Below are 14,142 nucleotides of genomic sequence, written 5' to 3' on the forward strand. Positions count from 1 at the left end.
TTTACCGTAACTCCTTTTTGCATAAGATTTAGTTTTGTAAAACTAAAATATGAAAATATTTCAATGAACTTATGTCTTCCGAACACCTATGTTTTTAAAAACCTGTCGGGTTTGCTGTTTTTAATGATATTGATTTGAAATAAAAAATAATAACTTAGTACTTATTTTAAGATTTTAATGATGCTGAAATTTAAATTAGTTGTTTTGCTTTTGATTGGAACTTTAGGGTTTGGACAAACGAAAGTTTTGTATAATCAAAGTGTTGAAGCTTACAAAAGCAAAAATTATGTTTTGTTTTTAAAATTAGCCAAACAATTAGATAGTATAAGACCAATGCATCCTGCATATACTTATAATTTGGCTTCAGCCTATGCTTTAAATGGCAAAAAAGAAGACGCTTTATCGGTTTTAAAAAATATGGTTTTAGCCAATAATACGATTGTTTTTGAAGATGATGCTGATTTTGAATTGATTAAAACTGATAAAGGTTTTAAAGATTTGCTGGAATTGAAAGTTTCACAATCTAAAACCATTAAAAATTCGGTTGAAAAACTTCGACTTTCTGAGAAGGATCTGCATCCGGAAGGATTACTTTATTTGGAAAAAGAAAAAGTATGGCTGTCATCAAGTATTCGCAATAAAAAGATAGTTTCTTTTGACACGTCCGGGAAATGCTCAGATTGGTTTACAGATTGTTTGTATTCAGTTTTTGTTTTGAAAGCAGATGAGAACCAGAAATTTCTTTGGGTTGCCTGTTCGGCAATTCCGGAAATGAAAGATTTTACGAAAGAACTGGAAGGAAAAAGTGAAATTTTGAAAATTGATATTGCCACTAAAAAAATGGTCAAACGATATACTGTTGAAGGAACTCACGTATTTGGAGATCTTGTGGTTGCTAAAAATAATGATGTTTTTATTTCGGATAGTGCTGAACCGATTATTTATAAAATTGAAAAGGATAATCTGGTTCTGTGGAAAGACTTGAGAAATCAGGCTTTTAATCTGCAGGGAATCACATTTAATAAAAATGAATCAAAATTGTTTGTTGCTGATTATTTGAAAGGAATTTTAACAATTGATTTAAAAACTAAAAAAGAATCATGGTTAGATTTTTCGAAAGAAGTTTCTAAAAAAGGAATTGACGGATTGTTTTTTTACAAAAATACTCTAATTGCAATTCAGAATGGAGTAGTACCAATCAGAATTGTAAGTTACAAACTGAATAAAACCGAAACAAGAATAATTGATTTTAAGCTTTTGGATAACAATCGGGAGGAATTTAATGAACCTGCATTGGGAACTTTGGTTAAAAATAAACTGTATTTTTTTGCTAACTCACCTTGGAAGTTTTATGATAAAAATTTTCAATTGGATGAAAGTAAAATTGAGAATCCGATGCTGTTCGAACTTGATTTGGAGAAATCCTTATAAGGTTTAAGTTTTACGCACAGTAACCCGACAGGTTTTTAGAGGAGTTTAGAATTCTTAAAAACTACAAACCTTCTAACCTAGCCCCGATTGAGCGGTTATCCTTTTATGGCGGGGTTTGCCATAAAAGATAAGAGCGAAAGCGGGACTTTTGGTCTTGAAATGCCTTAAATCTTCTGCTTCTGGGCAATTGACTGATAATCATGCTGATTTTAGTTTGCTATTACAAATAAATGTATTAATTTTGCAGACCTTTTGGCAAAGAAGAGTTTCCATTAGGTATCAACTATTTATGTAAAACAACTTCTGTTTTTTCTACTGCTTTATGAAACTCGAGGAAAACAGAATACAAATTTTTTATCAGCATGTCTGAACAAATTAAATCACAAGAAGAGTTTTTAGCAAATTTTAACTGGCACAATTTCGAAGAAGGTATTGATGCAGTAGATGAGAAAAACTTACAAGAGTTTGAAGACTTAGTATCAAAAACTTTCATCGCTACAGATCAGGAAGAAGTAGTTGAAGGTGTTGTTGTTAGAATTACAGATAGAGACGTTATCGTTGATATCAATGCTAAATCTGAAGGTGTTATTTCTTTAAACGAATTCCGTTACAACCCAGCTTTAAAAGTAGGTGACAAAGTAGAAGTATTAATCGACATCCGTGAGGACAAAACAGGTCAATTAGTATTATCTCACAGAAAAGCACGTACTATCAAATCATGGGATAGAGTTATTTCTGCAAATGAAACAGGAGAAATCGTTAATGGTTTTGTAAAATGCAGAACTAAAGGTGGTATGATCGTTGACGTTTTCGGAATTGAAGCTTTCTTACCTGGTTCTCAAATTGACGTTAAGCCAATTAGAGACTACGATGTATATGTAAACAAAATGATGGAATTCAAAGTGGTAAAAATTAACCACGAATTCAAAAACGTTGTTGTATCTCATAAAGCGCTTATCGAAGCGGATATCGAAGTACAGAAAAAAGAAATCATCGGTCAATTACAAAAAGGACAAGTATTAGAAGGTGTTGTTAAAAACATTACTTCTTATGGTGTGTTCATTGACTTAGGTGGTGTTGACGGATTAATTCACATTACTGACCTTTCTTGGAGCAGAATCAACCACCCAAGTGAAGTTCTTGAATTAGACCAAAAATTAAACGTTGTAATCCTTGATTTCGATGATGAGAAAACAAGAATTCAATTAGGATTGAAACAATTAAACGCTCACCCATGGGATGCTTTAGATGCTAATTTAACTATTGGTGATAAAGTAAAAGGTAAAGTAGTTGTAATCGCTGATTACGGTGCATTTATCGAAGTTGCTGAAGGTGTTGAAGGTTTAATCCACGTTTCTGAAATGTCATGGTCAACTCATTTACGTTCTGCTCAGGATTTCGTAAAAGTTGGAGATGTTGTTGAGGCTGTTATCTTAACTTTAGACAGAGATGACCGTAAAATGTCATTAGGTATCAAACAACTGACTCAGGATCCATGGACTGATATTACTTCTAAATACCCGGTAGGTTCTAAACATACAGGTATCGTTAGAAACTTTACAAACTTTGGTATTTTCGTAGAATTAGAAGAAGGAATTGATGGATTAATTTACATCTCTGACTTATCCTGGACTAAGAAAATCAAACACCCATCTGAATTTGTAAATGTTGGTGAGAAATTGGATGTAGTTGTATTAGAATTAGATGTTGACGGACGTAAATTATCTTTAGGTCACAAACAAACTACTGCTAATCCTTGGGATCAATACGAAGATTCTTTCGCTGTAGGAACTGTTCACAATGGTGAAATTTCTGAAATCGTTGACAAAGGAGCTACTGTAGAATTCGGAGATGATATCGTTGCTTTCATTCCTACTCGTCACCTTGAAAAAGAAGACGGAAAGAAATTGAAAAAAGGTGATACTGCTGATTTCAAAGTAATCGAATTTAACAAAGAATTCAAAAGAGTAGTTGCTTCTCACACTGCTATCTTCCGTGAAGAAGAAGAGAAAAACGTGAAAGCTGCAACTGAAAATACTTCATCTAACTCTTCTAACACAAATGCACCAGCTGCAACTTTAGGAGATAACAATGATGTATTAGCTGCATTGAAAGCTAAAATGGAAAAAACTGAGAAAAAATAATTCTTAAGTTTTTATAAATAGAAAGTCCCACAGTGATGTGGGACTTTTTTTGTGCTTATTTTTTAGTTTCTCACGTTTGTCAATTCGGGACAGCTTAAGAATGCAATAGATAATTTGAGAGTTCTTTTTAAGAAGCTATTTCCGGCTATCATTCCAAATCTTTTATGGCAAACCCCGCCACAAAAGGATTTTCCCTTCTATCTGGGCTAGGGCATTCTTTTTCAGGAGAAATTTATTTTAGAGCCAGTAATTTAGTTTCTTCGGGTGTGTAATAATCTACAATTGAATAAGAATTAATACCTGTTATTTTCATCTCATCAAGAATATTAACCAAATTACCATAATTGGATTTCTTGCTTGGTTTAATAATTATCGTAACTCCTATTTCAGGTCTACCCATGCCTGCAGAATATTCACGCACCTTTTTATTTATAGATATCAGTTCTTTTCTTATTCCGTTTTTACCATATTGAACGTCCTTAGGATTTTGGATAGGAGAGTATAATAATCCCATGTAAGTAATCATTTTATCATTATCATCAAGTAAGACACTTAAAATACGATTTTCATCTGGCCTATAGCAACCTCCAACCCATTCATTACAACTAGGAACTCCTAAATCCATAATTTTTGGTTTTCTCAATTCTGCCGCCACCATAAAAAATATAATCAACAAAAATGAAACGCTAACCATTGCAGTCAAATCAACTTTTGTTTGTAGCTTTTTGCTTCTAACTTTTTTTGGCAAGTTTTGCATAATAAATGAATTTGTTACTAAAGTAATGATAAAATAGTTACGAAAATGATTATTGTTTTAAAAATATTTAAAAATAAATGGAATTGCGATATCCTTGTTTTGCACACTTTTTTAATGATATTTTATTGTTCTTTATCTTTCTTGATTTTCTTAAAACTATGTTGTAACAGGAAAAATGAATGCTTCTGATATTGCAAAAGCTATAAAAGCAGCAATGGAAAAGCAGCTCTTAAAACTGTTAGCGACGGAACTTTAACTGGATGGATGGATGGAAAAAAGGATTTATATATTTCTGATGAAAGCGGAAATAAAATCCAAAGTGAATCGCAGATGTGAACCAATCGAATGGTGTGATTCATGTTGTAGAGACTGTATTATTACCAAAAAATGGAATTGATATAATAAAAAGCTTCGGGAAATCGAAGCTCTTTTATTTTTTCCAGTTAATCTGTAAGGCAAAACAGGATCTATCTTCTTTTGTAATACTGAAAGTGGTGTCAGTTTCTGTTTCACTTTCGTGGATTATTACCATATCTCTTAAAGATAATTCTTTCATGAAATTCATTTCGAAACTTTCAATTTCCTGATTTAAAATACGTTTTGGATCAACATGATCCAGAGACCATTCCAGATATTTTACATTATTGACGTGATTCACAATATCCAGATCAGATACATAAACGGTTTTTTCAAAAACAGATTCTTTTTCAGGATTGATAGTAATTTTAGAAAAACCTTCTTTGGTGGCTCTTTTTTCGGGAAACAGTTCAAAATGGTCATAGGGCAAAGCCAATCCTTCCGGTCGGCGTGCTTTTGTATTAAAAACAGCCCAATAGGTTTCGCAGCCGACTATTTTTTTCCCGTTGACATGCATTTCCAAAGCACGTACGGAACGTGAGTTCTCTAAACTGTTGATCCAGGTCTTTACAGTTACGATGTCTCCTGATTTTGGTAAATTACTGATTTCTACCCGCATTCGGCTTAAAACCCAGGCCTGGTGAAATTCCTGCATATCATAGAAACTGATCCCGCCAATTTCAGAATGTACTGCAGCAGTAAGTTGTAAAATATTACATAAATCCGTATATTTTAAGTAACCTCCGGGAGTACATTGTGTGAAATTGATTTCCCAGTCTTTGGTTAGAACTGATGTGAAATTTGGCGATACAGGCATTTTTATATTTTTTATTTTAGAATATAGAAAAAAGAGTAAAGAAAATAGATTTACTGAATTTACTTTAAAAGATTTTCAATATAATTTGTAATTTCTTTTCGGTCTACTGAATAATCAAACCATTTTGTAGTTTCATTTCGTTTGAACCAGGTTAACTGGCGTTTAGAAAAACGTCTGGTATTTTTTTTAATTTCTTCGATGGTAAAAGGCAACGAAAATTCTCCATCAAAATAACTGAATAATTCTCTGTAGCCCACCGTTTGAAGTGCGTTCAATTCTTTGTTTGGATATAACGCTTTTGCTTCATCCAATAAACCTTCGTTTATCATAATCTCAACGCGTTGATTGATTCTATCGTAAATAACTTGCCTGTCAGCCTCTAAACCAATTAAAACAGGGGTGAAGTTCCTATTGTTTTTCTTTTGATTTAAGAAAGAAGAATACGGTTTTTGAGTTCCGATACAAACTTCTGTAAAACGCATCATTCGCTGTGGGTTTTGTAATGTCTGCGGGTTTTCTATTGTTATCTTTTGATAATAATCAGGATCTAAGTTTTTTAATTGTTCCTGCAAATAATTAATTCCGAGTTTTTCGTAATTCGAATTAACTTCAGAACGTATTGCAGGATTGATTTCAGGAAATTCATCGAAACCTTTTAAAACGGCATCCACATATAAACCTGAACCTCCAATTAAAATTACAAAATCATTTGTTTGAAAAAGTTCTTCAATTTTATGTAATGCTTCTTTTTCGTAATCACCAACGGTATAATTCTCGAAAATTGATTTGTTTTGGATGAAATGATGTTTTGCAGCTTGCAATTCTTCCTGATTAGGAACTGCTGTACCAATAGTCATTTCTTTAAAAAACTGACGACTGTCACAAGATACTATTTCGCATTTGAAATGTTGTGCCAAAGCAATACTCAGGGCTGTTTTGCCTATGGCTGTTGGTCCGACAATGGTAATTAAGTATTTCATATTTTTTAGCCCGGATGGAAATGGAAACCCCGGACTTATATTTGTTAGTTTTTTTGGAATAAAAAGAGCGACTTTAGAAGCCCGTTTTATGACTTAAAAAAACAACAAAGATAAGGAGGAGTTGCAATGTACAGCCGGATTAGCTTCATAAATTAAGTATGTAATTCACTTCCGCATTCATGACAATATTTTGCATTATCAAAATGAAGTTGTGAACCACATATTTTACATGTGTTTTTTGTACTGACTGTATTGTTTCGGAGATTTTTTTTAGCAAATTCAGCTGTTACGATTCCGGTTGGAACGGCTATAATTCCGTATCCTAAAATCATAACTAAAGAAGCAACAAGTTGACCCAGGGGTGTTCCGGGTGATATGTCACCATAACCAACTGTTGTCAAAGTGACGATCGTCCAGTATATACTTATGGGGATACTTGTGAAACCTGATTCTTTGCCTTCGATTACATACATTACGGAACCAATTATTACCGTACTGATGAGTACGAAATAGATAAAAACCAGAATTTTTTCTTTGCTGGCTTGAATGGCATCCCGTAGTTGTAAGGATTGATGCGAGATTTGCGGAACACGCAATATTTTGAATAATCTAAAGAAACGTAACGCCCTTACAATGGATAAGATACTGGCTCCCGGAAAAAAGATTGAAAAATACATAGGTGTTATTGCAAGCAAATCGATGATACCATAAAAACTAAAAATATATTTAACGGGTTTTTGAATAGAAATGATTCTTAAAATATATTCTATAGTAAAAAAAATAGTAATTACCCACTCGCAGATAAGCAGTTGTGAATGGTATTTTTGGTTGATATCCTGAACGGTTTCCATCATGACTAAAAGAACACTCAGCAATATTAATCCCAGTAAAATCAAATCGAACATTCGTCCTAAAATGGTATTGGTACCATAAATCATTATTTTGATTTTATCTCTGAAGATTTCGTATTTCGATTTGGCTTTTCTCATGTATACGAAGATAATGAAAGTTTGGTTATGTTAAAAGTGAAGTATTTTCAGCGATTTGCTTTTTCGGATGTAATTCTGAATAATATTTTTTACATCACGATTGTTTTGCATCGGTATTAGGATATTTTTCAGAATGCCAATATTGGTAATTTGATAATTCAAATCATAATAGGCATATCCTTTATAAATCCCGTTTTCAATTAGTATGGCACTTCTTTCATTTACATTTCGGCCTCTGTCTAACAAAATCATACTTTTGTTTTCAAAACTGTTTTCAGAAATAAATTGCTGTACCCTCAGATTATAAATATCAGGTGTAACTTCGTTAATACAAGCCCCGTCACATTCTTTAATTTTATATTGAAAACATTCTTTTTTGGTTTGATACAAGCCGGTTAGTTTTTGGCACAAATGATAGTTGGAAGTAAATTTAAAGAGGGCATTTTTTGCTTCCTGTAAAGATGCGAATGATGTAACTTCTTTTTTACGCCCGTCCGCTTTTTCGAGCTTTAAATTCAAATAACCGTTGGAATCTTTTTCGGCATAAACTGCTAACGGAAAAATCGTTTTTTTCTGGGATCGATTGTATTTAGGACGATTTATTTTTACTTCTTCGCTTTCTTTCAAAAGGGCAATTAGCTCGCTTCCGGTTTCATCATAAGTAATGGTAAAAACTTCTGTTTGAATTTTTTTGCTTTTTGTTGTGATTCCCGTAAAATGCTGATTGACCCTTTTTCGAATATTTTGGCTTTTGCCAATGTAAATTAGGGTTCCATTTTCGTTGTGGATGTAATAAACTCCTGTTTTAGAAGGCATTTGACCTACAAGATCTAATAATTTTGGAGCAATACCTTTTTCTACTTCTAGCTTTATAAAATCTTTTACGATTGTTTTTTCTAAGTCTTTTTCGAGAAGCATTTTAAACAACTTTGTTGTTGCCATAGCATCTCCATTTGCACGATGCCTGTCTGCCATCGGGATTCCAAGTGCACGAACCAATTTTCCTAAACTATAGGAAGGCTGTTCAGGAATTAGTTTTTTGGCAAGCTCAACGGTACAAAGTGTTCTGGCTTCAAAATCATACCCTAAACGTCTGAATTCTGTACGCAGGATTCTATAATCAAACGAAGCATTATGGGCTACAATTATACAATCAGAGGTAATTTCAATAATGCGTTTGGCCACTTCAAAAAACTTTGGAGCTGAACGTAGCATGGCGTTATTTATTCCTGTTAATTTCACCACAAAAGGCTGAATCGGAATTTCAGGATTAACGAGACTAATGAATTGGTCGACTACTTCATGCCCATCAAATTTATAGATAGCAATTTCGGTTATTCCTTCTTCATTAAACTGGCCTCCAGTTGTTTCTATGTCTAGTATTGCGTACATTTTCAATGTCAATTTCAAATTTCAAGAATCAATGACAATTTCAAAAATCAATATCAATTTTAAAAATTATTATTGTAATTGCTATTGTCATTGTAATTGAATTACTTTTTATTTATTATCATTTTTGAAGAAATTGCACCTAGTTGCTCAACTTCAATCAAAAGCAAATTTCTTTTTCCGCTATCTCCTTCTTTTATGTAATCTAAAATTTTTAACGAGTTTCTTGATTCTTTTAACTCTTTCACAACTAATGAAACTTTAAAAATAAATTCTTTATCAGTTATAGTACCTTGTGCTTCTTCAAAATTTAATGAAGCACTTCCAGAGGATCTAATTAATTGATTTTTATAATATTCATTTTCAAATAATCTGTCTAAATTGTCTTGTAAAGAAAATACATTCTCCTGCAAAGCGAACTAGTCTATCTTCAAAATTGAATATTTTTCCCATTTAATAGTTTAATTTTTTTTATTTTAAATTGATATTGCCATTGCATTCTATCGTCCTCCAAAAATGCTGCTTCCAATTCTTACCATTGTGCTTCCGCATTCAATAGCAAGTTGATAATCGCCGGACATTCCCATTGAAATAGTATTAAATTCGCAGTTTTCAGTTTTCAGCTTTTTAATTGAATCAAATACAAATTTTAAATGTGTAAATTCTTTTTTAATTTGGTTTTGGGCATCAGTAAAAGTTGCCATTCCCATTAACCCTAAGATACGAATGTTTTTCATGTCTTTGAATTCCGGAGAAGATAATAATTCTTTTAATTCGTTTTCGTCCAGCCCGAATTTACTTTCTTCTTCGGCAATATATATTTGAAGCAGACACTCTATAATTCTATTGTTCTTTAACGCCTGTTTATTAATTTCCTGCAATAATTTTAAACTGTCAACCCCATGAATTAAACTCACAAAAGGGGCCATAAATTTGACTTTGTTCGTTTGAACGTGACCAATCATATGCCATTGAATGTCTTTTGGCATTTGTTCATATTTGTCAGCCATTTCCTGGATTTTGTTTTCTCCAAAAATACGCTGACCTGCTTCGTAGGCTTGCATTAAATCCGAAACAGGTTTGGTTTTAGAAACGGCAACGAGAGTTACATCTTCAGGTAAGCCAGATTTAATTGTATTTAAATTCGATTGTATTGACATGATATTTCTTTTTTATGAAAGAATAAATTGCTTCGAAATTTTCTCTGCTTTTTTACTTTCACTATAATCATAAAACCCTTCACCGGATTTTACACCCAGTTTTCCTGCTCTTACCATATTCACTAATAATGGACAAGGAGCGTATTTTGGATTTTTAAAGCCTTCATACATCACATTTAAAATAGCCAAACAAACATCAAGACCAATAAAATCAGCTAATTGAAGCGGCCCCATCGGGTGTCCCATTCCTAATTTCATGACCGTATCAATTTCGTAAACTCCAGCTACTTTGTTATATAACGTTTCAATTGCCTCATTTAGCATAGGCATCAAAATTCTGTTGGCTACAAATCCAGGATAATCGTTTACTTCAACAGGGGTTTTACCTAATTTTACAGATAAATCCATGATGATTTTGGTCACTTCATCGCTGGTATTATATCCGCGGATGATTTCGACCAGTTTCATAATTGGCACCGGATTCATAAAATGCATTCCGATAACTCGCTCCGGATGGACAACAACAGCTCCGATTTGCGTAATGGAGATTGAAGATGTATTGGTGGCTAAAATTGTATTATGAGAACAGGCTTCGTTTAATTGTTTGAAGATATTCAATTTTAATTCAACATTTTCAGTCGCAGCTTCAACTACTAAATCAACTCCCACGACACCATCTTTAATATCCGTATAGGTAATAATATTGGTAATAGTTTTGGCAACATCTTCTTGAGTGATAGTCCCTTTTGAAAGCATTCTGTCAAGATTAGCAGCAATAGTTGCCATTCCTTTATCTAATGATTTTTCAGAAACATCAATTAGTTTTACAACAAAACCACTTTGAGCAAATGTATGGGCAATTCCGTTCCCCATTGTTCCTGCACCAATTACAGCTATAGTTTTCATTTTTATCTGGTATTATATTTATAATTTAGCCACGAATTCACTAATCAATTGGTGAATTCGTGGCTAATTTTATTTTTAAAATCTTTCAATTATTTTTCGAAACAATTTATAATTTGATATGCCACTCTCAAAGCATCAGTTGCCTGTTCAAGTGTAACAACAGGAGTTGTATCTGTGCTTATTGCATTTGCAAATGACTCTAATTCATCAAGAATTGCATTGTTTTGCTCTACATCAGGATTGGTAAAATAGATTTGTTTTTTTACACCTTCGGCATTTTGAAGGATCATATCAAAATCTCCCGGTACTTCCGGAGCATCTTTCATACGAACTACTTCACATTTTTTCTCTAAAAAGTCAACAGAAATATAAGCGTCTTTTTGAAAAAAACGTGTTTTACGCATGTTTTTCATCGAAATTCTGCTTGCAGTTAAATTCGCAACACAGCCATTTTCGAATTCAATTCGGGCATTCGCAATATCGGGCGTGTCACTTATAACAGAAACGCCACTCGCATTGATGTTTTTAACTTTTGAATTCACAACACTTAAAATAGCATCAATATCATGAATCATCAAGTCCAGAACCACAGGGACATCTGTTCCGCGTGGATTAAATTCTGCTAAACGATGTGTTTCTATAAACATTGGATTTTCGATCATGTTTTTGGTCGCAATAAACGCCGGGTTAAAACGTTCCACATGACCTACCTGACCTTTTACGTTGTATTCTTTCGTTAAAGCAATAATTTCTTCGGCTTCTTCAACGGTATTGGCAATTGGTTTTTCTATAAAAATATGTTTCCCGGATTTAATTGCCACTTTAGCACATTTATAGTGTGAAAGTGTTGGCGTTACAATATCGATGACATCAACAGCGTGGATTAATTTTGCAATAGTATTGAAGTTTTTATATCCAAATTCTTTTGAAATTCTTTCGGCATTTTCTTGATTTTCGTCGTAAAATCCAACTAATTCGTATTTGTCAGATTGTTGTAACAAGCGTAAATGTATTTTACCCAGATGACCAGCACCTAAAACTCCTACTTTTAACATGAGAATGTATTTTAAACAAAAATATAATTAATTTGTTGAATGTAAAAGTGAATGCAATAAAGATTTAGTGATTTAATAATTAAAAATCAATATTTGATTTACTGTTTAGTTTACTAATTTTACCAAAATAAAATAAATCCATTTTGAAAGATACTGCCAAACATCAAGGACTTCGCAATCAATTAGTAAGCACTTTAGAGCAAAAAGGGATTACTGACAGAGCTGTGCTGGATGCGATAAAAAAAATTCCAAGACACCTTTTTCTGAATTCAAGTTTTGAAGATTATGCTTATCAGGACAAAGCTTTTCCGATAGGAGCAGGGCAAACTATCTCGCAGCCATACACAGTAGCTTTTCAATCACAATTGTTAGAAGTAAAAAAGGATCATAAAATTCTGGAAATTGGTACAGGATCAGGCTATCAAACTGCTGTTTTATTCATGTTGGGCGCTAAAGTGTATAGTATTGAAAGACAAAATGAGTTATTTAAACAGACTTCAATTTTATTTCCAAAATTGAATATAAGACCAAAACACCTTTCTTTTGGAGATGGATATAAAGGTTTGCCAAATCACGCTCCGTTTGACAGTATTATAGTCACTGCTGGTGCTCCAATCATCCCTAAGCCTTTGATGGCACAGCTAAAAATAGGAGGAAGGCTTGTTATTCCGTTAGGAGAAGATGTTCAGATTATGACTTTATTGATTCGTAAAAACGAAACACAATTTGAAAAACATGAGTTTGGTGAATTTCGATTTGTTCCTTTATTAGAAGATAAAAATTAAAGTAAAAGTCCATTAAGTTGGGCTTTTTTATTGGTCACAGGTATAGTTTAATACTATGTGTTTAAGTGCATTTTGCTTTAGCTTCTAATAAATAGTGCCAGAATCTTGCAGGCTTCCAGTCTGTCAACCAAATCTATAGGCTTTCAGTCCATAGGTTTAGTTTGAGACTAATTCGATAGCACGAAGTAAATTTTCTTTTTCAATGCGAAGAATATAATTAATGAAAAACGATTTATCATTTTTATTCTGACATTCTTCCAAAACAGATAAATATTCATTTATATGTTCTTCATCTCCAAGTATTGTTGCGAAAACATACCCATTCTGCAATAAAATCCAATTCATTAATAAACTGGCAATTTGCACATTTCCATTCTCAAAAGGGCAAATAGTCATAATTTTCAGATGTGCTTCAGCTGCTAAAAGTATAGGGTGCAAATTGTTTTTATTTGATTCGTACCAACTAAAAAACAATTTCATTTCACGAATAATTAAGGTGTCACTTTTATATTTTCCGGAGTTTTCAGGTTTGATACCACGCAGGATTAAGTTATGAAGAGAAAGAAAATCTTTTTCGTTTACAGTTACTTTTTTCTGATTCAAATCTTTAATAGTTACTATAGCTTCCTGAAAATTAACAGCTTCCAGATGTTCGTGCATATTTTTTCCAGCAATAGTCAGTCCTTCGTTAATTACAGATTTTGTTTCTTCAATAGTTAATGAGTTTCCATTTAAACGATTACTTTCAGAAATAAATTCTAATTCCAGTATTTTAGAAATTCGATGCAAATCAAAATGCTGTAAAGATTTTATTTGGTTTTTTAGAGTTTCTATTTCTTCTAAAATATTTTGTATAGAATGTAAAACAGCAGAATTAATTATTTTTTTATTATTTTGAATTTCCTGCTCAACAAGTAATAATGCTTTGAGAGCAAATTCTTCATCGCCTATTTCATATAAGATTTTTTCTTTCAGCCAGGCAATCATTAAGGTTTCATAATCAATCTCCAATAATTGAGAAAGTTTTGAAATTTGATCTTTTGTGGGCTTTCTGGATCCTGATTCAAATTTGCTGATCAACGCCTGATCAATACTAAGGATTTGAGCCACTTCCCGGGTTTTTAATCCTTTTTTCTCTCTTGCATTTTTTAATAGTGACTTCATTTGACTTTCTTTAAATTGTCTTGACACAATTAGTCATTAAATATAAAATAAAAAAAGCAATATAACTAAATATTGCTTTTTTACCTATAAACAGTTCCACAATCAAAACTTTTTTTGGAGTTTTCCTGAGCAACCGTGATTTCTGGATCACTCCAACTACTAACAATTGATGTATTTGCTGCTGATGTATTTGCTGCTGTAACTTAAA

13 protein-coding genes are annotated in these 14,142 nt (G+C 32.6%); 3 read left to right on the top strand and 10 right to left on the bottom strand.

Annotated elements, in window-relative coordinates:
- Positions 1–180 precede the first annotated feature (180 nt).
- Together J2W48_RS16845 and rpsA are read left to right on the top strand one after the other, a co-directional pair.
- Positions 181–1,431 carry a TPR end-of-group domain-containing protein gene (locus J2W48_RS16845; protein WP_310282847.1) on the top strand — a complete coding sequence of 417 codons (1,251 nt, stop codon included), beginning with the start codon at positions 181–183 and terminating at the stop codon, positions 1,429–1,431.
- Between the two features lie 362 nt (positions 1,432–1,793).
- A complete protein-coding gene (gene rpsA, locus J2W48_RS16850; RefSeq protein ID WP_310282848.1) occupies positions 1,794–3,575 on the top strand; it encodes a 30S ribosomal protein S1 in 1,782 nt (593 codons plus the stop codon).
- 232 nt (positions 3,576–3,807) lie between these two features.
- Here rpsA and J2W48_RS16855 read toward each other — a convergent pair whose 3' ends face one another.
- The 9 genes from J2W48_RS16855 to J2W48_RS16895 form a co-directional block, all read right to left on the bottom strand.
- Positions 3,808–4,332 carry an ExbD/TolR family protein gene (locus tag J2W48_RS16855; protein ID WP_310282849.1) on the bottom strand — a complete coding sequence of 175 codons (525 nt, stop codon included), beginning with the start codon at positions 4,330–4,332 and terminating at the stop codon, positions 3,808–3,810.
- A gap of 430 nt (positions 4,333–4,762) precedes the next feature.
- Positions 4,763–5,506 carry an acyl-[acyl-carrier-protein] thioesterase gene (locus tag J2W48_RS16860; protein WP_310282850.1) on the bottom strand — a complete coding sequence of 248 codons (744 nt, stop codon included), beginning with the start codon at positions 5,504–5,506 and terminating at the stop codon, positions 4,763–4,765.
- A gap of 59 nt (positions 5,507–5,565) precedes the next feature.
- Positions 5,566–6,486: a tRNA (adenosine(37)-N6)-dimethylallyltransferase MiaA gene (miaA, locus tag J2W48_RS16865; protein ID WP_310282851.1), complete on the bottom strand. Its 921-nt coding sequence runs from the start codon at positions 6,484–6,486 to the stop codon at positions 5,566–5,568.
- Between the two features lie 152 nt (positions 6,487–6,638).
- Positions 6,639–7,475, bottom strand: a complete 837-nt coding sequence (locus tag J2W48_RS16870) for an ion transporter (RefSeq protein WP_310282852.1) — start codon at positions 7,473–7,475, stop codon at positions 6,639–6,641.
- 30 nt (positions 7,476–7,505) lie between these two features.
- Positions 7,506–8,867, bottom strand: coding sequence for an exonuclease domain-containing protein (locus J2W48_RS16875; protein ID WP_310282853.1), 1,362 nt, complete (start codon positions 8,865–8,867; stop codon positions 7,506–7,508).
- Positions 8,868–8,968: 101 nt separating this feature from the next.
- Positions 8,969–9,277 (bottom strand): four helix bundle protein, encoded by a 309-nt coding sequence (locus J2W48_RS16880; RefSeq protein ID WP_310282854.1) that lies wholly within the window; start codon positions 9,275–9,277, stop codon positions 8,969–8,971.
- An 87-nt stretch (positions 9,278–9,364) separates the two neighbouring features.
- A complete protein-coding gene (locus J2W48_RS16885) occupies positions 9,365–10,024 on the bottom strand; it encodes a YggS family pyridoxal phosphate-dependent enzyme (protein ID WP_310282855.1) in 660 nt (219 codons plus the stop codon).
- Between the two features lie 12 nt (positions 10,025–10,036).
- Complete coding sequence (locus J2W48_RS16890) at positions 10,037–10,930, bottom strand: 3-hydroxyacyl-CoA dehydrogenase family protein (protein WP_310282856.1); 894 nt, start codon at positions 10,928–10,930, stop codon at positions 10,037–10,039.
- An 89-nt stretch (positions 10,931–11,019) separates the two neighbouring features.
- Complete coding sequence (locus J2W48_RS16895; RefSeq protein ID WP_310282857.1) at positions 11,020–11,985, bottom strand: Gfo/Idh/MocA family protein; 966 nt, start codon at positions 11,983–11,985, stop codon at positions 11,020–11,022.
- 143 nt (positions 11,986–12,128) lie between these two features.
- On the opposite strand from J2W48_RS16895, the gene J2W48_RS16900 reads away from it, so the two are divergent.
- Complete coding sequence (locus tag J2W48_RS16900) at positions 12,129–12,770, top strand: protein-L-isoaspartate(D-aspartate) O-methyltransferase (RefSeq protein ID WP_310282858.1); 642 nt, start codon at positions 12,129–12,131, stop codon at positions 12,768–12,770.
- 156 nt (positions 12,771–12,926) lie between these two features.
- Here the strand turns inward: J2W48_RS16900 and J2W48_RS16905 are convergent, their stop codons facing one another.
- Positions 12,927–13,934, bottom strand: a complete 1,008-nt coding sequence (locus J2W48_RS16905) for a helix-turn-helix domain-containing protein (protein ID WP_310282859.1) — start codon at positions 13,932–13,934, stop codon at positions 12,927–12,929.
- Positions 13,935–14,142: the final 208 nt, after the last annotated feature.

This window comes from Flavobacterium piscis (genome assembly GCF_031457575.1).
GTDB lineage: Bacteria > Bacteroidota > Bacteroidia > Flavobacteriales > Flavobacteriaceae > Flavobacterium > Flavobacterium piscis_A.

Bases quoted from the DNA above. Each gene is read 5' to 3' on its own strand.
- rpsA (WP_310282848.1), top strand. From the start codon at position 1,794: ATGTCTGAACAAATTAAATCACAAGAAGAGTTTTTAGCAAATTTTAAC.
- miaA (WP_310282851.1), bottom strand. From the start codon at position 6,486: ATGAAATACTTAATTACCATTGTCGGACCAACAGCCATAGGCAAAACA.
- J2W48_RS16895 (WP_310282857.1), bottom strand. From the start codon at position 11,985: ATGTTAAAAGTAGGAGTTTTAGGTGCTGGTCATCTGGGTAAAATACAT.
- J2W48_RS16870 (WP_310282852.1), bottom strand. From the start codon at position 7,475: ATGAGAAAAGCCAAATCGAAATACGAAATCTTCAGAGATAAAATCAAA.
- J2W48_RS16845 (WP_310282847.1), top strand. From the start codon at position 181: ATGCTGAAATTTAAATTAGTTGTTTTGCTTTTGATTGGAACTTTAGGG.
- J2W48_RS16855 (WP_310282849.1), bottom strand. From the start codon at position 4,332: ATGCAAAACTTGCCAAAAAAAGTTAGAAGCAAAAAGCTACAAACAAAA.
- J2W48_RS16890 (WP_310282856.1), bottom strand. From the start codon at position 10,930: ATGAAAACTATAGCTGTAATTGGTGCAGGAACAATGGGGAACGGAATT.
- J2W48_RS16860 (WP_310282850.1), bottom strand. From the start codon at position 5,506: ATGCCTGTATCGCCAAATTTCACATCAGTTCTAACCAAAGACTGGGAA.
- J2W48_RS16905 (WP_310282859.1), bottom strand. From the start codon at position 13,934: ATGAAGTCACTATTAAAAAATGCAAGAGAGAAAAAAGGATTAAAAACC.
- J2W48_RS16875 (WP_310282853.1), bottom strand. From the start codon at position 8,867: ATGTACGCAATACTAGACATAGAAACAACTGGAGGCCAGTTTAATGAA.
- J2W48_RS16885 (WP_310282855.1), bottom strand. From the start codon at position 10,024: ATGTCAATACAATCGAATTTAAATACAATTAAATCTGGCTTACCTGAA.